Here is a 16,801-nt window from a genome sequence, read left to right as displayed (position 1 = left end):
AAGAATGCCATGGCTGCAAAAGACGCTGCATCGGCGGTGGGAACACCGCTTCTTGAAGCCCGTTCGATCACCAAATCCTTTCTGGGCGTAACCGCGCTCGACCATGTCGATTTCACGCTTCACCGCGGCGAAATCCACGCCTTGCTCGGCGAAAACGGCGCGGGCAAATCCACGCTCATCAAGATCCTGACCGGCGCCTATCACGGCTTCGATGGATCGATACTGCTTGAAGGCCAGCCGATTGCGCCCGCATCCGTGGCGGAAGCCCAGACGCTCGGCATCGGCACGGTCTATCAGGAAGTCAACCTGCTCGAAAACCTGACGGTTGCAGAAAACCTGTTCCTTGGACGCCAGCCCAGGCGCTTCGGGCTGGTCGATCGCGGGCGGATGGAAAGGGATGCGGCGCAGCTCCTTTCGCGCTACGGCCTCGCTATTGATGTCGGTGCGCCTCTGTCTGCCTATTCGGTCGCCATCCGCCAGATCATCGCCATTGCCCGCGCCGTCGATCTTTCCGGCAAGGTGCTGGTGCTCGATGAGCCGACCGCCAGTCTCGACGCGCGTGAAGTCGAAATGCTATTTGGCGTTCTGCGCCAGTTGAAGGCCGATGGCCTTGGCATCATTGTCATCACCCATTTTCTGGATCAGGTCTATGCGATTGCTGATTGCGCCACCGTGCTGCGCAACGGTCGTCTGGTCGGCAGCCGAAACCTGTCGGACCTGCCGCGCACCGACCTTATTTCCATGATGCTGGGCCATCAATTGCAGGAAACCGTGCGCCGCCAGCTCACCGAGGATGTCAGCGCGGAAACGGTCGCGCCGATCCGTTTTTCGGACTTCGGCAAAAAGGGCAGCGTTGCGCCATTCGATCTCTCGATCAGGCCCGGAGAAGCCGTCGGCATTGCCGGTCTGCTTGGGTCCGGACGCACCGAAACCGCACTTTTGATGTTCGGGGTCGATCAGACCGATAGCGGAAGCCTGACCGTCGATGGAAAGGAGACCCGGCTGCCCTCGCCCGTTGCGGCGATTGCCGAGCGCTTTGCCTTTTGTCCGGAAGAGCGCAAGACCGATGGCATCATCGGCGATTTTTCGGTGGCCGAAAACATCGCGCTCGCCGTTCAGGCGAAGCGTGGCTGGTCGAGACCGATCTCTGCACGCGAGAAGACGGCGCTTGCCCAGCGCTATATCAAGGCGCTCGATATCCGGCCTCCCGATCCCGACAAGCCGATCAAGTTCCTGTCCGGCGGCAACCAGCAGAAAGCCATTCTGGCGCGCTGGCTCGCTACCGATCCGCGTCTCCTGATCCTGGATGAGCCGACGCGCGGCATCGATATCGGCGCCCATGCCGAAATCCTCAAGCTCATCGGCGAGCTTTGCGCCGAAGGCATGTCGCTCGTCATCATCTCGTCGGAATTCGAGGAGCTTGCCGCCGTGGCCAACCGTGTCGTCGTCCTCTCGGATCGCCGCCATGTCGCGGAACTGAAAGGCGAGGAAATCACCGCCGACAACATCGTGCGCGCAATCGCAGAGACCGGAAGCGAAAAGGAAGCGGCAGCATGATTGCCCGCATGACCAGAAAACTGAAAAGACTTGCCCCCCAGCTCGCTGCCCTCGTGCTCATTCTGGCGGCGAACACCATCATCGCGCCCGGATTTCTCGACATTTCCTTCCAGAACGGACGCCTCTATGGCAGCCTGATCGATATTCTGGTGCGTGCGGCGCCCGTCGCCATCCTGTCCGTCGGCATGACACTTGTGATCGCAACCCGCGGCATCGACCTTTCGGTCGGCGCGGTGATGGCGATCAGCGGCGCCTTTGCCGCTTCGCTCATCGTGGCGGGCTATCCGCTTGCTATCGTCATTCCGGCGGCACTTGGCGTCGGCCTGCTCTGCGGCCTGTGGAACGGCTTCCTGGTCGCCGTCTTCGATCTCCAGCCTATCATCGCAACGCTCATCCTGATGGTGGCGGGGCGCGGCATCGCGCAGCTTATCACCGAAGGCGCGATCCTGACCTTCAACAATGATTCCTTTGCCGCACTTGGCTCCGGCTCCTTCCTCGGCGTGCCCGTTCCGGTCCTGATCTGGATTCTGGCCGGTCTCGCGGTGGGCCTTGCCGTGCGCACGAGCGCGCTCGGCTTCCTGATCGAAGCAACCGGCATCAACCGTCGCGCGGCGATGCTGGCGGGGGTCAAGGCGCACTTTCTCCTGTTCAGCGTCTATGCGGTTTCCGGCGTTGGCGCAGCCCTTGCCGGGCTGATCGCGGCGGCGGATATTCGTGGCGCGGACGCCAATAATGCAGGGCTGTGGCTCGAGCTCGACGCCATTCTGGCGGTCGTCATCGGCGGCACGTCGCTCAATGGCGGACGTTTCTCGATCATGGCCTCGCTGCTCGGCGCTCTCATCATCCAGTCGATCAATACCGGCATCCTGATGGCGGGCTTTCCGCCGGAATTCAACCTCATCATCAAGGCGATCATCATCGTGATCGTACTCACCTTCCAGTCACCGGCCATCGTCCAGCTGATCGCCTTCCTGCGCTCCGAGCGCAAGGGCGACGGAGCCAAGCCGGTCCGCCAAAGCCAGCAGGGAGCACAGCAATGAGAGCGCTACGCAATCTGCCTTTCCTGACAACCGTTGCAATCTTCCTGCTTGCCTATGCGATCTGCATCATCCAGTTTCCGAACATGCTGTCGACGCGGGTGATCGGCAATCTTCTGACCGACAATGCCTTTCTGGGCATTGCCGCCGTCGGCATGACATTCGTGATCCTTTCGGGTGGCATCGACCTTTCGGTCGGCTCGGTCATCGCCTTTACCAGCGTCTTCGTCGCCGTTCTGGTGGGGCAGCTTGGCGTGCATCCGCTCGTGGCTTTCGCACTCATTCTGGTGATCGCGGCCTTGTTCGGGGCATGGATGGGCGTGATGATCCATTTCCTTGGCATCCCGCCTTTCGTCGCCACGCTTGCCGGCATGTTTCTGGCACGCGGCGCGGCCTTCCTCATCTCCACCCAATCAGTACCCATAGCGCATCCGTTTCTCGATACCTTGCAGGGGCTTTATCTCCGGCTTCCGGGCGGCGGAAGGCTGACATTCATCGCCATGCTCGTGCTCGCGGTCTTCATCGTCGGCGGCATCATCGCCCATCGCACGCGCTTCGGCGCCAATATCTACGCGCTTGGCGGCAACCAGCAATCGGCGGAACTGATGGGCGTTCCGATTGCCCGTACCACAATCGGCATCTATACGATGTCGGGCGTGCTTTCCGGCCTCGCGGGGATCGTCTATACGCTTTACACCTCGTCCGGCTATTCGCTGGCAACGGTCGGCGTGGAACTCGACGCCATCGCTTCGGTGGTGATCGGCGGGACGCTCCTGACGGGCGGCGCGGGCCTTGTGGCAGGCACATTCGTCGGCATTCTCATACAGGGGCTGATCCAGACCTACATTGTTTTCGACGGAACGCTGTCTTCATGGTGGACGAAAATTGCAATCGGTATATTGCTGTTTCTGTTTATCGCCCTGCAACGGGGACTCTTGTGGTTTTCCGATATAAAACACGCGCGGCAACGCATGAAGGAGGCCTGAATTGGGATTGCTGGAAACGGCCATAACCGGACGCAAGCGCCACAACAGCCACGCGGTGGTTGTGGGGGAACTGGGCCGTGGGATCGTCGCGGGCAACATTCCCGAAGGCTCGATCCTTCCGGGCGACCATGAACTGTCGTTGCGCTTCGGTGTATCCCGCACCGTCCTGCGCGAGGCGATGAAGACGCTTGCCGCCAAGCGCCTGATCGAACCCAAGGCCAAGGTCGGCACGCGCGTTCTGGGCCATGCCAGCTGGAATTTCTTCGATCCCGACGTATTGACCTGGCGCTTCGAGGCGGGCTTCGATGAAGTCTTCGTGGATCATCTGGCGGAAATGCGCATGGCGCTCGAACCGGCGGCAGCGGCTGCGGCAGCAGAGCGCGCCTCCAGCGACGAGATCGTCGAACTTTACGCCCTCGCCGCCAAATTCGACAATCCCGACCACACGCCTGAATCCATCGCCAAGGTCGATCTGGAATTCCACCTTGCCATCGCCCGCATGTCGGGCAACCCGTTCATGCGCTCGGTCAGCGGCCTGATCGAGGCGGCGCTTGCAATCTCGTTTCAGCTTTCATCGCCTGCGGCATCGCGGGAAGGCATTGCCGAATGCGCGGCCAATCACCTGCGCATTGCCCATGCCATCGCATCGCGCGACCCGCAGAAAGCGCGTCAGGCCATGGAAAGCGTCATCAAGCTTGGCGTCGATCGCATCCGGGACGTTATTTGAGAGTGGGAACCGGTTTTGCGTTCGAAAATGCGGTAAAGGAGAAAGAGAGAGGTTCTTACGGCTCCATCATATAGAACCACTCTCAAGGCTACGATACCTTCAGATCAAACTGCGGCTCGCCGCGCAGCGTATTGCTGACCGTGCAGATTTCCTCGGCCATTTCCGCAAGCCGGTGCTTTTCGTCCCCGGTCAGATCGCCACTGAAATGAAAGGTGATATCGAACCGCTCGATGCGCGACGGCCCTTCATGCGCCTTGTCGCCCTTCACCTCCACCCGCACATCGGTCAATTTGTCCTTCAGCTCGAGCTTGCCGGCAGCAATGCGCGCGCTGAGCGCCATGCAGGCCGCGACCGACGAATAGATGAGGTCGAGCGGGTTGAAGCCTGCCTGACTGACACTGGTGACGATTTCGACAACGCCGCCGGTCGGCGTAGTGATGACCGGAAGCTTTCCATGCGGCATTTCAGCGACGGCGCCCGTCTCGCGGGTCCTGACTTTCAGTTCGCTCATTCCGGAATTCTCCTGTAGTCCACATGCCGCGCCAGCCAGCAGCCGACGGTCATGCCTGTTATCCCGCCTTTGGCATCGCGATGGAAGACAAGTTTCCATTCGCCGGGCGACGGCGCATCCATGGAGCGCTGTACCGGCAGCAGCCAGACATCCGGGCCTGCCTCGTAGAGCGGATACATGTCGCTCTTGCCGAGAAAACCCTCGAACGCCCCGTAGAATGCACCGCCCTCATTGACGATCAGAAGATCGGCTTCAAGCTCGTCGCTGCTATAGCGCCCCGCGATATCCTGCTTCGCCGCACCTTTGAGGCGCTGCATCGTCAGGCTGAGATTTTCATCCTCACGCGTCAGATGGATCGTATCGCCCTTGCGGCGGATCGTGGTCATCGACGAGCGCGCTTCGTTCTCGCCCACCACATCCATCACTTCCGGCCCGGTGCCGAAACGCGCCTTCATGCGCCCGCGCCCGGCATCTTCGAGGCTCAGCACGAGGCCGGTTTCATGGCCCAGCCACGAACCGAACCAAGCGGCATCGGCTTCGACCCGGACCTGTTCCGTCGTGGAAACGCCAAGCGCGATATTCATCAGCTTGAAGGCGACATCGGACGCGCCGCCTTCAAAATTGAACAGGGCAATCGTCGAGAGGCGCTCATCGGCGCAGTGCCAGCGCTGGCAGCGCCAGCCGCGCAGTGCCCCGCCATGGCCGGTGAGCCGCCTGCCGCCTGCTTCCTCGAACTTGAGGCCGAGGCCGTAAGGAGCCGCTTTGCCATCGCTGAAAGTCTGCGGACCGCTCAGGCGACGATATATTCCGTTTTCGTCGTCGCGTGTCGCGTCGATAAACTGTTCCCAGGCGATCATGTCGTCGAGCGACGCGCAGATGCCCGCATCGCCCATCCAGTGGATGCGATTGACGGCAGGCAGGAACCCGCGCACCGTATCGCCCTCATAGCCGGTGCATTCGTCGAACAGCGCGGTATCGGGGATGAGTTCTGCGGTCTTCATGCCAGCAGGCTTGAAAATACGCTCCGCCAGAAGCTCGACCAGGGTTCGGCCCGTATGGCTTTCGATAAGATCAGCCAGAATGCGGAAATTGCCGTTGCAATAGGAATAATGCGTGCCCGGCGCGAAATGCGTGGTCTTCAGGCGGCGCAGCAGGCTTTGCGCCTGTTCCGGCAGCAAGACGCCTTCCGGATCGGCCCCGCAAAGAACAGTCAGCGCCCAGTAGTCGCGCAGGCCCGACTGGTTGTTGCACAGGTCGCGCACGCTCGGGCGTTCTTCCGTGAACCTGTCGAGATAGGCGGCAAGCGCATCGTCAAGAACTTCCGGCTCGCCAACGCTGTCCAGCAACACGGCGCAGGTGAACTGCTTGCTGACCGAGCAGATCGGCATGCGCGTTTGCGGCGTCATCGCCTTGCGCGCTGAAAGATCGGCAAAGCCCCAGGCGTGGCGCAGGACGACCTTGCCATCCTTCACCACGGCGACCGCGCCGCCCGGCCCCTTATAGTGCTGCGGAACGGTGCGAACGAAAGCTTCTAGCGCGGGAAGATCGAATTTTGACATGATGCTCAGGCGACTCAGATGAAATCAACAACCGCCACGAGGCATCATTTTATCCGTTCGATCAAGGCCATGGCCGCATGCGGATTATGCGCCTTATAGCCGCTGATGACGTAGAGATAGACATCGCGGGCGATATAATCGGCAACGGGCGGCGTGACGGTCTTCAACCCTTCGGCAAGCTCTCCGGCGGCAACTGCCTTTGCGCGCGCCGCCCACTGATCGAGTTCGTCCTTGCCATAACCGCCCGGCTGGCTTTCCTTCGTCCCCATGATGCGGAAATAGGCGAAAGGCGCCGTCATATCGGCAAATTGCGGAAAGTCGCTGTCGCCCGCAATCACCACCGCCACACCATATTCGCGCAGCAGCGCAATGAACTCCGGCGAGTTGAAACTGTCGTGGCGCACTTCCACAGCATGGCGCACGTCGCGCCCGTCGACCCGCTTGGGCAGAAGCTTCAAGAACGCCTCGAAATCCACGGGATCGAACTTCTTCGTTCCCATGAACTGCCAGTTGACCACGCCGAGCTTGTCTTTCAGCTCCATCATGCCACCGGTCATGAACTTCTCGATGCTCTCGCCCGCTTCGGCCAGCACACGGCGATTGGTGGAAAAACGCGGCGCTTTCAGCGAAAACACGAAGCCGTCCGGTGTTTCATCGTGCCATTTGGCGAAGGTCGCAGGTTTCTGCGGACCGTAATAGGTGCTGTTGATTTCGATGGAAGTGAGCTTGCTCGACGCATATTCAAGCTGGCGCTTCTTCGGAAGTTTCTCGGGATAGAAGCTCTCGTCCCACGGTTCATAGGCCCAGCCGCCAATGCCGATGCGGATCTCGCCCGTCTTTTCCCTGGCCATTGCCTTTCCTCCATACCGGTGCATCATGAGTTCATACTGTTTGGTCATGATGTTTAATCTGTATTCGCACCGCTGGCTATGTTCATATCAGCGTGCTTGACTGGGAGGAAAAGCAGACGGTTGAGGGTAAAACCCGGCCGCGAGACCAAGGCCCGGTGCACCTGTCGGCCATTTGGGTGCGTCTGACCATGAGTTCCCGTTCCCCCAAACACATGAATTGTCCGGAATTTCGGGACGATCTTTTTGAAAAGAGGCGGAAAAACCGCCCTTGCAAGGCAAGCCGGGAATGGCGAGCCAGACATGGTGAGATTGAGGAAATGCATACAATGACGAGCAAACCCAATGCCCGTACCGGAGGCCAGATTTTGGTGGATGCGCTGCGCATCCACGGGGCCGACCGCGTCTTCTGCGTACCCGGCGAGAGCTATCTCGCTGCGCTTGACGCCTTTCACGATGCCAGCGATGCGATCGACCTGATCGTCTGCCGGCAGGAAGGCGGCGCGGCCTATATGGCGGAAGCCTATGGCAAGCTGACCGGCAAGCCCGGCATCTGCTTCGTCACACGCGGCCCGGGCGCGACCAACGCCTCCGTCGGCGTGCACACCGCTTTTCAAGACTCGACGCCGATGCTGCTCTTCATCGGACAGGTCGCCAGCGATCAGGTCGAGCGCGAGGCCTTCCAGGAAATCGATTATCGCCGCATGTTCGGCCAGATGGCCAAATGGGTCGTCCAGATCGACGATGCCGCCCGCATACCGGAACTCGTCAGCCAGGCCTTTCACCGCGCCGTCAACGGACGTCCCGGCCCTGTCGTGATCGCGCTGCCGGAAGACATGCTGACATCCTATGCCGCCGTCAGCGACACACCGGCCTATAAGCAGGTTCAGATGCATCCAGGCGCGGACCAGTTGCAGGACATGCAGGCGCTGCTTGCAAAGGCCGAACGGCCGCTCGTGATCGTCGGCGGTGGCGGGTGGAATGACGATGCCGTCAGCGACCTGCGCAAATTTGCAGAAAACATGCACCTGCCGGTCGCTGCTTCCTTCCGCTGTCAGGATATGTTCGACAACACTCACCCGCTTTATGCTGGCGAAATGGGCACCTCGATCAGCCCCAGGCTGGCGCAGCGCGTGCGCGATGCCGACCTGCTGATCGTGATCGGCGCCCGCCTCGGCGAAATGACGACACAGGGCTATGAACTCGTCTCCATTCCGGTGCCGCAGCAGAAGCTTGTCCATATCCATCCGGGCGCTGAGGAACTGGGCCGCGTCTATCATGCGGACGTTCCGGTCAATGCCTCCATGCCTGCCTTCTGTGCGGCAGCGGCCAGCCTTGCGCCGGCCTCCGATCCTCGCTGGAAGGCGTGGACCGACAGCGCCAATGCCGATTATCGCGACAACATCAAGTCGCCGGTCATCCCCGGCGAAGTGCAGATGGGCGAGGTGATGGAATGGCTGCGTGCGCATCTGCCAGCCGACGCCATCATTACCAACGGCGCGGGCAACTATTCCGCCTGGCCGCATCGCTTCTACCAGTACCGCACCTATCGCAGCCAGCTTGCGCCCACCAACGGCTCGATGGGTTATGGCGTACCGGCTGCGGTTGCCGCCAAGCTTACCGCGCCGGAACGCACTGTCATTGCCTTTGCAGGTGACGGCTGTTTCCTCATGAACGGACAGGAGCTGGCAACGGCGGCGCAATATGGCGCCAACGCCATCTTCATCGTCGTCAACAACGGCATGTACGGCACGATCCGCATGCATCAGGAGCGCACCTATCCGGGCCGCGTTTCGGGCACCGGCCTTGCCAATCCCGACTTCGCGGCATTGGCGCGCGCCTATGGCCTGCATGGTGAAGTGGTGGAGAAGACGGCTGATTTCGCCCCGGCCTTCGAGGCTTGCGAAAAGTCCGGCAAACCCGGCCTCATCGAAATCCGCATCGATCCCGAAGCGCTTTCCCCGAAGATGAGCCTCAGCCAGATGCGCGAACAGGGTTTTGCGAAGCAGAAGTAAAAACAAGAGAGCCCCGGTTTTCCGGGGCTCTTTCATCTGCTTTATCTGGCTTTACTTTACAGGCGGCGCATACATCAGCCCGCCCTTGTTCCACAGGGCATTGAGGCCGCGGTCGATCTTGAGCAGGCTGCCCTTGCCGATGGTGCGTTCAAACATTTCACCATAATTGCCGATCGTGGAGACGACATTATAGGCCCATTTCGGCTCGAGGCCGAGCTGCTGGCCGCCATCGCCTTCCGAGCCGAGGAAACGGCGCACATCCGGCTTCTTTGAGTTGAGGTCCGCTTCAGCCGATGCTTGCGTGACGCCCAGTTCCTCTGCCTCAAGCAGCGCGAACAGGGTCCAGCGGACGACGTTGAACCATTTGTCGTCGCCCTGGCGGACGGCAGGTCCAAGCGGCTCCTTGGAAATCACTTCCGGCAGAACGGTAAAGGCGTCTGGTTCGGCAAGCTTGAGACGCTGCGCGTAGAGCGCGGATGCGTCGGTTGTGTAGACATCGCAGCGCCCCGTTTCAAACGCCTTCAGAATACCGTCGGCGGAATCGATCACCACCGGCTCATACTTGATATTGTTGGCGCTGAAGTAATCGGCGGCGTTCTGTTCGGTGGTGGTGCCCTGTTCGGTGCAGACCGACGCGCCGTCAAGCTTCAGCGCGCTGTCGACGCCAAGGTCCTTGCGGATCAGAAAGCCCTGCCCGTCATAATAGGCTGTGCCGACGAAAAGAATGCCCATGCCCGCGTCGCGTGAGAGCGTCCACGTCGTCTGGCGTGAAAGCAGATCGACCGTGCCTGACTGCAAGGCGGTAAAGCGCTCCTTGGTCGAAAGCGGAATGAAGCTCACCTTGTCGGGATCACCGAAGACCGCCGCCGAAACCGCGCGGCAGAAATCGATGTCGAAGCCGGTCCATTTGCCCTGATCGTCCGGCGACGAAAAGCCGGCGACGCCCTGGCTGACGCCGCAATTGAGCTTGCCGCGTTCCTTGACCGTCGAGAGCGTGTCCGCTTGCGCCCCACCTTGAGCGGACAGGGCAAAGCCCGCCGCCAGCAACGAACCCAAAAGAATATTTTTCATTGTTCCTCCTCCCAGAATATCGGCCCTAGCCTCGGAATTTGAGCAAAGCCGATCCATTGCCCGGCGACATTCCCGCCGGGCTTGTTGTTATTTCAATCAGACACGAACCAGGGTCAGACCCTATTTCAGCGCAGCCGCGAAGCTATCCTCCAGAACGCTCAGGAGATGATCCGCATTGGCGCGGCTGAAGATCATCGGCGGGCGCATTTTCAGCACATTGTCGAACGGACCTTCGGTTCCCATCAGGATGCCGCGCTCGCGCGCGCCGTCGTTGATCTTTTTGGCCAGCGCGGTCGCTGGTTCCCTGGTCTTGCGATCAGTGACCAGTTCGATGCCGAGGAACAGCCCCTGCCCGCGCACATCGCCGATAATGTCGAAGCGCTTCTGCATCGCGCGGAACCCGTCGAGGAGATAGTTGCCTGTCTCCAGCGCGTTGCGGCGCAGGCCGTCGCGTTCGATCACATCCAGCACCGCCAGACCCGCCGCGCAGGAAACCGGATTGCCGCCGAATGTGTTGAAATATTCCATGCCATTGTTGAAGCTGTCGGCGACTTCGCGGGTCGTCACCACAGCCGACATCGGATGGCCATTGCCGATGGGCTTGCCCATGGTGACGATATCCGGCACCACGTCCTGCATTTCAAACGCCCACCAGTGGCTGCCGACACGGCCGAAGCCGACCTGCACCTCATCCGCAATGCAGACGCCGCCAGCAGCGCGCACCATCGCATAGACTTCACGCAGATAGCCTTCCGGCAGGAAGACCTGACCGGCAACGCTCGGGATCGATTCCGCGATGAAAAAGGCGGGGCCGCGCCCAAGTTTCTTGATGGCCTCGATCTGTTCGGCCACGCTTTCGGCAAAGCGCTTGCCATGTTCCGCCAACGGCCAGTTTTCCGGTGCGCGATAGCTGTCCGGAATGGTGGCCTCGAACACATGGTCCGGACGGCCCTTGCCGCCCTTGCGCTTATATTTATAGGGGCTGAGGTCGATCAGTTCCTGCGTCGTGCCGTGATAGGCCCAGTCGAGCACCAGCGCATCGCGCTGGCCCGAATGCGCGCGCGCCATGCGCAGCGCCAGACTGTTCGCCTCGCTGCCCGAACAGGCAAATGACGCTACCGTCAAACCTTCCGGCAAGGTCGCCGTCAGCCGCTCAGCATAGGAAACGATATTGTCGTGGAGATAGCGCGTATTGGTGTTGAGGATCGCCGCCTGTCTGGCAATTGCCTCCACCACTTCCGGGTGCGCATGGCCGAGATGGCAGACATTGTTGAAGCAGTCGAGATAGGCGCGGCCCCGATTGTCGATCAGCCATGCGCCCTCGCCGCGCACGAACTTGATCGGCTCGGAATAGGAAATGGAGAGGTTCGGCAGCAAAATATCCTTGCGCGCGCTGACGATTTCGGCGCGCGTGCGCCCGCTCTGGTGGAAAGCTTCCGCCGGAATGTCGGCAAGGGCTGCGGCATCCGGGAAGATGTCGGCCCATACATCGAGAAAGGCATTTTCGCCCACGCCCAGAATTTCCGCAGCCGTCAGGCCGGTATCGGTCGAAATCTGGAAATGGAGATGCGGCGTCCAGCCGCCATTCTCGTGCATGTCGCCCATATAGCCGACCAGTTCGCCAGCGGCGAGCTTCTGGCCGGGTTTCAGCCGCGACATGGCCTCATGCGCCATATGGCCCCAGAGCGTGATGAAGGGCGGGCAGTCCTCCGGCTGGTGTTCAAGCGCGATCAACCCGCCATAGCCAAGCGGCGCGGTCTCGATCTCGACGCTTTTCACAATGGCTGCAAGCGGCGTGTAGACAGGCGTGCCTGCGGGCATGAACAGATCAAGCCCCAGATGGTGGACACGCCGCTCGCCTTCGACAAAGCGCGAACGGAACGCCTCGTCGGTATAAACGGTACGCCTTTCGCCCCATGGTCCGATGCCGAGTTCGATACGGTTGCGGGCGCAGAAATCATCCCACCAGGCCGTTGCTTCCTTCGGGCGCTGCCCGGCGGAATCGACCGTCATCACATGGGCCGGGTCACCATAAGGCACCAGCGCCTTGGTCATCGTGGCAGGATGCGGGCGCACGACAGGCGCGAAAGCCTTGCTGTTCGCGGCGATCCAGCGGCGCACCGCACCGGCTCCCTCCACTGCATCGATACCACAGGCTTTCCGCAGGATCGCGGTGGCAAAGCGCGGGTTCATGGCGTCCAGCTTGTGCAGAAGCCGCCATGCAGGTGCTTCGCTGATCGCCAGATAAGGATTGTCATCGGTCTTTTCGCGGCGCGACGCCGACAGCGTGACACTCGTCACGAGACGCATTGCGATCAGGTCGAACAGAAGGTCGATTTCCTGCGGCAGAAGCGGATATTTCGAATGGAACCCGGCGGCAAGGGCAGCGGCTGCCCCGATCGGGTCGTCCATGTCCAGGATGGAATAGGCGCAGGCAATCGCCACTTCGGCGATCAGCACCGTATGAACGGAATCGCCGAAATCGATCAGCCCGGCAATGCGTTCATTGTCCTTGCTGTCGACCAGCACGTTCCAGTCATTGGCGTCGTTGTGGATCACCTGCGCGCGCAGCAATGGCAGCTTCGGCACCACATCGCGCTCGAAACGGGCAAGGAAGCGCTCCGCGACAGCGCGGTCTTCCGCCTTGTCGATAAAATGCAGCCGGTCGCGCGCCCGCCCCGCATGACGAAGGTCCCAGTCGAAATCGCGAAGCGCGCCCGGATGGATGAAGCCCTGCAAGGCGCGATCAAGTTCGCCGAGCGCTGCGCCAAGGTTGTGCATGAGCGTTCTGGTGCGCGGGACTTCCGCAAGCGGCGTGCCGGGAAGCCAGCTCGCCACCCTCAGCGCATGCGGCTTGCCCTGATCCTTTTCGACAGAAGCCAGCACCTCGCCCGACAGGCTCGCCTTCAGGCGCGGCACGGCAAGCGCCGGATCGGCCTTGGCCAGATGCTGGAGAAGCGCGGTCTGGAATTCGCTTTCCACGGGCGGTTCGCTGGCATTGACGATCTTCAATATCCAGTCCGCCGACCCATTGCCCGTTTTCAGGCGGAAATTGCGGTCGCGCTCGCTGTCGAGCGGCGAAGCACTCGCCGTCACGCCGAAATGAAGCTGGGCCAGCACTTCGGCCTCTTCTGGCGAGAAATCGGGGGCGGGATGCGAAATATCGGTCATGGGAGGCGCTTCACGGGTTGAATATGAATGGGAGGCAACAGGAGGAGCTTGGCATGTCCGCGATTTTCAGGCATCAGACAAGGCGTCGGTCAGACCGGCACTTTGCCGGAATGGACCGGCACATTTACGGCGGGAGCACATCCGACCATGCGGGAACTGGATGCGAAGGATCGTGAGATACTGGCCATTCTCTCCAAGGAGGCGCGTATACCGTTGAAGACGCTTGCGGGCCGTATCGGGCTTTCGCGCAGCGCCACCGGCGAACGTGTCGCCAATCTGGAGAAAAGCGGCGTCATTCGCGGCTATCGCGCAGATATTGGCCAGATCGACGGCAATATCATCCGCGCCATAATCCTGGTCAGCCTCAAGCGCACCCCGGCGCTTGGCCTTCTCGACGAGCTGGCGCGCCATGCCGAAGTACGCCGCGTATCGTCGGTAAGCGGCCAGCTCGATTTGATCGTGGAGGTTGAAGTTCCCTCCATAGACCGCCTCAATCGCCTGCGCGATCTCATCGCCACCCATGAGACAGTAGAGGATCTCACTACCGCAATCGTTCTTCGCCGGGATATCGAGCGTGAGAACGGCTGAAGAACGGCTCTACCACTTTAGTCTGGATAGTTGCAATTTAAGGTAGACATTCCACCGCAAGTCGAAGATAACGCCCCAGGGTTGAAAGGGAGGGGTCATGAAAACACTTAACCTGTTCATTATCGGGTTCGGTTTTACCGCACTCGTCATTACATGCATCGTCGCCATCGGCGGCGGTACGATCTGAACGGCAATCACACCATATCATGCCCGCAGCAGGGGTTCCCCAAGGAAAATTGCTGACGACTCGCGCACGGCGCGGATCATGAAATCGCTCAACACCCGGATTCGCGGTGCGGCGACCACATCGATGTGACAGCTCATCCAGTATTCACGCACCAGATGCATCTCGCGCGGCAGAACCGGAACCAGTTCCGGGTGCCGGCTCGCGATGAAATAAGGCAGCACGCACAGGCCATAGCCGATCTGGGTGGCGATCAGTTGCGCATGGATGCTCGAGCTTTGATAGGTACAGCGCTGCCCCGGCAGGATCTCGCGCATGTAATCGAGGCCGGGCGTGAAAACCATGTCGTCGATGTAACCGATGAAAGGATGCCGGGCCATGTCCTCGCGCGTCCTGATCGGCGGATGCCGGTCCAGATAATCGCGATGCCCATAGATGAAGAGACGATAGGGCGTCAGTTTCTCGCTGTGATAGGGACCGGTGCGCGGCATATGCAGCGTGATCGACAATTCCGCCTCGCGGCGTGACAGCGACATGATCTGTTGGATCGTCACCACTTCCACGAACAGGCTCGGATAGGATTGCGCCAGCACCGGCAAGCGGTCGGCGAGGAAGAAATTGCCAAAGCCTTCCAGCGTCGAAAGCCGCACGACGCCCGACAGCGCCGCCAGATTGCCCGTGGCCTCCGTCTGGAACTTCACCGCCTCGCGTTCCATGACCTCGGCGGAGGTCACCAGCCGTTCACCGATGGGCGTCAGCAGATAGCCGCGCGGGTTCCGCTCGAAAAGCTTGGTCGCCAGGGCCTGTTCCAGCCGGTCGATCCGCCGCAGCACCGTGACATGGCTGGTGCGCAATTGCCGCGCCGCCGTCGAAAGCTGTCCCGTGCGGGCAACCGCCAGAAAATATTGCAGATCGTCCCATGTAAACTGCCGCACGCCGCCTCCCAGACAGCAGCGATGACCCCCGCCACCGCCTCTGTACATTTTTGAACAGACAATGTTCAAAAATTGTTGTTCTTGTACGCATTTGTCAATGCTACCGTTCAATTCAAAGCCCGGGTGGAGGAACAAACCGGGCGCGGGCAGAGGGCGAACGGCGAAGAGGAAAAGCTGTTTCCCGATTTCGAAAGACTGCTTGAAGGAGGATGCCGTGCGGTTTTTCCGCAATGGCTCAAGGTGTTATTGGGAGGAGCACTTCATGAAATGTCTCGCATTGGCAACGGCGGCGCTTTTCGCCGCCACGGCTATCTCGTCGGCGGCGGAAATTTCCGACGGCAAGGTCAAGATCGGTATTCTGAACGACCAGTCCGGCGTCTATGCCGATTTCGGCGGCAAATGGTCGTTCGAAGCTGCCAAGATGGCTGCCGAGGATTTCGGCGGCAAGGTGCTCCATGCGCCGATTGAAATCATCACGGCCGACCACCAGAACAAGCCGGACGTGGCCTCGAACATTGCGCGCCAGTGGTACGACACCGAGCAGGTCGATTCCATCATGGAACTGACGACCTCATCGGTCGGCCTCGCGGTGCAGGCCCTGTCCAAGGACAAGAAAAAGATCACGATCAATACCGGCGCGGCCACATCGGAACTGACCGGCAAACAGTGCACGCCCTATGGCTTCCATTGGGCCTATGACACCCATGCACTCGCCGTCGGCACCGGCGGCTCGCTCGTGCAGCAGGGCGGCGATACCTGGTACTTCCTCACCGCCGACTATGCTTTCGGCTATTCGCTGGAAGAGCAGACGACCAAGTTCGTGGAATCCAAGGGCGGCAAGGTGCTGGGTTCGGTGCGCCACCCGCTGGCGACCACCGATTATTCCTCCTTCCTGCTGCAGGCACAGGCCTCCGGCGCGAAGGTGGTCGGTCTCGCCAATGCCGGTCTCGACACCTCCAACGCCATCAAGCAGGCGGCGGAATTCGGCATCGTTGCTGGCGGCCAACGCCTCGCAGCCCTGCTCTTCACGCTTGCCGAAGTGCATGGCCTCGGCCTCGAAGCCGCACAGGGGCTGACGCTGACGGAAGGCTTCTACTGGGACCGCGACGATGAATCGCGTGAATTCAGCAAGCGCTTCTTCGAGCGCACGGGCCGCATGCCGAACATGATTCAGGCAGGCACCTATTCCGCCGTCACGCAATATCTGAAGGCGATCAAGGAAGCAGGCACCGACGAAACCGAAGCCGTTGCCAAGAAGCTGCATGAAATGCCGGTCGAAGATGTCTTCGCCCGCCACGGCAAGGTCGGCCCCAACGGACGCATGATCTACGACATGTATCTGATGGAAGTGAAAAAGCCTGATGAAAGCAAGGCGCCTTGGGATTATTATAAGGTCCTTGCCACCATTCCCGGCGATCAGGCCTACATGAAGCCGGAAGAAAGCGGCTGCCCGCTTGTGAAGCAGTAAAAGAGGCTGGTTGAATGAACGCAGCAACTGGCAATATGACGGCCCTGCATGAAGCAGGGCCGGACGATGGCGGCGCATCCGGCGGCCGGACGGTTCTGTCGGCGCGCGGACTGGGCAAGTCGTTTGGCGGCTTTCACGCGGTGA

Annotated in this window: 13 protein-coding genes and 1 pseudogene; 8 read left to right on the top strand and 6 right to left on the bottom strand. The window is 60.7% G+C overall.

The window, feature by feature from the left end; genetic code table 11:
* Positions 1 to 9: 9 nt before the first annotated feature.
* Genes ACS5UA_RS00070 through ACS5UA_RS00055 form a run of 4 tightly spaced genes read left to right on the top strand, consistent with a single transcriptional unit; the run spans position 10 to position 4,307 of the window.
* Positions 10 to 1,557 (top strand): sugar ABC transporter ATP-binding protein, encoded by a 1,548-nt coding sequence (locus tag ACS5UA_RS00070; RefSeq protein ID WP_443101047.1) that lies wholly within the window; start codon positions 10 to 12, stop codon positions 1,555 to 1,557.
* Positions 1,554 to 2,597 carry an ABC transporter permease gene (locus ACS5UA_RS00065; RefSeq protein WP_006467512.1) on the top strand — a complete coding sequence of 348 codons (1,044 nt, stop codon included), beginning with the start codon at positions 1,554 to 1,556 and terminating at the stop codon, positions 2,595 to 2,597. The genes ACS5UA_RS00070 and ACS5UA_RS00065 overlap by 4 nt, the downstream gene beginning before the upstream one ends.
* Complete coding sequence (gene yjfF, locus ACS5UA_RS00060; protein ID WP_443101046.1) at positions 2,594 to 3,580, top strand: galactofuranose ABC transporter, permease protein YjfF; 987 nt, start codon at positions 2,594 to 2,596, stop codon at positions 3,578 to 3,580. The genes ACS5UA_RS00065 and yjfF overlap by 4 nt, the downstream gene beginning before the upstream one ends.
* 1 nt (position 3,581) lies before the next feature.
* On the top strand, positions 3,582 to 4,307 hold the full coding sequence (locus ACS5UA_RS00055; RefSeq protein ID WP_006467514.1) for a FadR/GntR family transcriptional regulator: 726 nt from the start codon (positions 3,582 to 3,584) through the stop codon (positions 4,305 to 4,307).
* Positions 4,308 to 4,395: 88 nt separating this feature from the next.
* On the opposite strand, the gene ACS5UA_RS00050 is transcribed toward ACS5UA_RS00055, so the two are convergent.
* From ACS5UA_RS00050 to ACS5UA_RS00040, 3 genes are read right to left on the bottom strand one after another with little or no spacing between them, the layout of a single operon-like run.
* The gene (locus ACS5UA_RS00050; RefSeq protein ID WP_312969641.1) at positions 4,396 to 4,818 is read right to left on the bottom strand and encodes an OsmC family protein; all 423 of its coding nucleotides are present in this window, start codon (positions 4,816 to 4,818) and stop codon (positions 4,396 to 4,398) included.
* Positions 4,815 to 6,377: a D-aminopeptidase gene (locus tag ACS5UA_RS00045; protein WP_443101045.1), complete on the bottom strand. Its 1,563-nt coding sequence runs from the start codon at positions 6,375 to 6,377 to the stop codon at positions 4,815 to 4,817. The genes ACS5UA_RS00050 and ACS5UA_RS00045 overlap by 4 nt, the downstream gene beginning before the upstream one ends.
* A 44-nt stretch (positions 6,378 to 6,421) precedes the next feature.
* Positions 6,422 to 7,228 (bottom strand): DUF72 domain-containing protein, encoded by an 807-nt coding sequence (locus tag ACS5UA_RS00040; protein ID WP_112702048.1) that lies wholly within the window; start codon positions 7,226 to 7,228, stop codon positions 6,422 to 6,424.
* A 326-nt stretch (positions 7,229 to 7,554) separates the two neighbouring features.
* Here ACS5UA_RS00040 and ACS5UA_RS00035 point away from each other — a divergent pair, with 326 nt between their 5' ends.
* The gene (locus ACS5UA_RS00035; protein WP_443101044.1) at positions 7,555 to 9,240 is read left to right on the top strand and encodes a thiamine pyrophosphate-binding protein; all 1,686 of its coding nucleotides are present in this window, start codon (positions 7,555 to 7,557) and stop codon (positions 9,238 to 9,240) included.
* Positions 9,241 to 9,291: 51 nt separating this feature from the next.
* Here the strand turns inward: ACS5UA_RS00035 and ACS5UA_RS00030 are convergent, their stop codons facing one another.
* Positions 9,292 to 10,311 carry an amino acid ABC transporter substrate-binding protein gene (locus ACS5UA_RS00030; RefSeq protein ID WP_006467521.1) on the bottom strand — a complete coding sequence of 340 codons (1,020 nt, stop codon included), beginning with the start codon at positions 10,309 to 10,311 and terminating at the stop codon, positions 9,292 to 9,294.
* 120 nt (positions 10,312 to 10,431) lie between these two features.
* On the bottom strand, positions 10,432 to 13,482 hold the full coding sequence (locus tag ACS5UA_RS00025; RefSeq protein ID WP_443101043.1) for an aminotransferase class III-fold pyridoxal phosphate-dependent enzyme: 3,051 nt from the start codon (positions 13,480 to 13,482) through the stop codon (positions 10,432 to 10,434).
* 147 nt (positions 13,483 to 13,629) lie between these two features.
* On the opposite strand from ACS5UA_RS00025, the gene ACS5UA_RS00020 reads away from it, so the two are divergent.
* Positions 13,630 to 14,070 carry an Lrp/AsnC family transcriptional regulator gene (locus ACS5UA_RS00020; RefSeq protein WP_006472973.1) on the top strand — a complete coding sequence of 147 codons (441 nt, stop codon included), beginning with the start codon at positions 13,630 to 13,632 and terminating at the stop codon, positions 14,068 to 14,070.
* A gap of 204 nt (positions 14,071 to 14,274) precedes the next feature.
* Here ACS5UA_RS00020 and ACS5UA_RS00015 read toward each other — a convergent pair whose 3' ends face one another.
* Positions 14,275 to 15,189, bottom strand: a complete 915-nt coding sequence (locus ACS5UA_RS00015) for a LysR family transcriptional regulator (protein ID WP_006472975.1) — start codon at positions 15,187 to 15,189, stop codon at positions 14,275 to 14,277.
* A gap of 262 nt (positions 15,190 to 15,451) precedes the next feature.
* On the opposite strand from ACS5UA_RS00015, the gene ACS5UA_RS00010 reads away from it, so the two are divergent.
* Both ACS5UA_RS00010 and ACS5UA_RS00005 read left to right on the top strand, forming a co-directional pair.
* Positions 15,452 to 16,657: an ABC transporter substrate-binding protein gene (locus ACS5UA_RS00010; protein WP_443101042.1), complete on the top strand. Its 1,206-nt coding sequence runs from the start codon at positions 15,452 to 15,454 to the stop codon at positions 16,655 to 16,657.
* A gap of 14 nt (positions 16,658 to 16,671) precedes the next feature.
* Positions 16,672 to 16,801: pseudogene (locus ACS5UA_RS00005) on the top strand (ABC transporter ATP-binding protein); the annotation flags it as partial.

Origin of the sequence: Brucella sp. RRSP16, assembly GCF_052246815.1 — a bacterium.
Lineage (GTDB): Bacteria > Pseudomonadota > Alphaproteobacteria > Rhizobiales > Rhizobiaceae > Brucella > Brucella intermedia.
The sequence above is the reverse complement of the archived record's forward strand: the minus strand, read 5'-3'. Positions and strand labels throughout refer to the sequence as shown.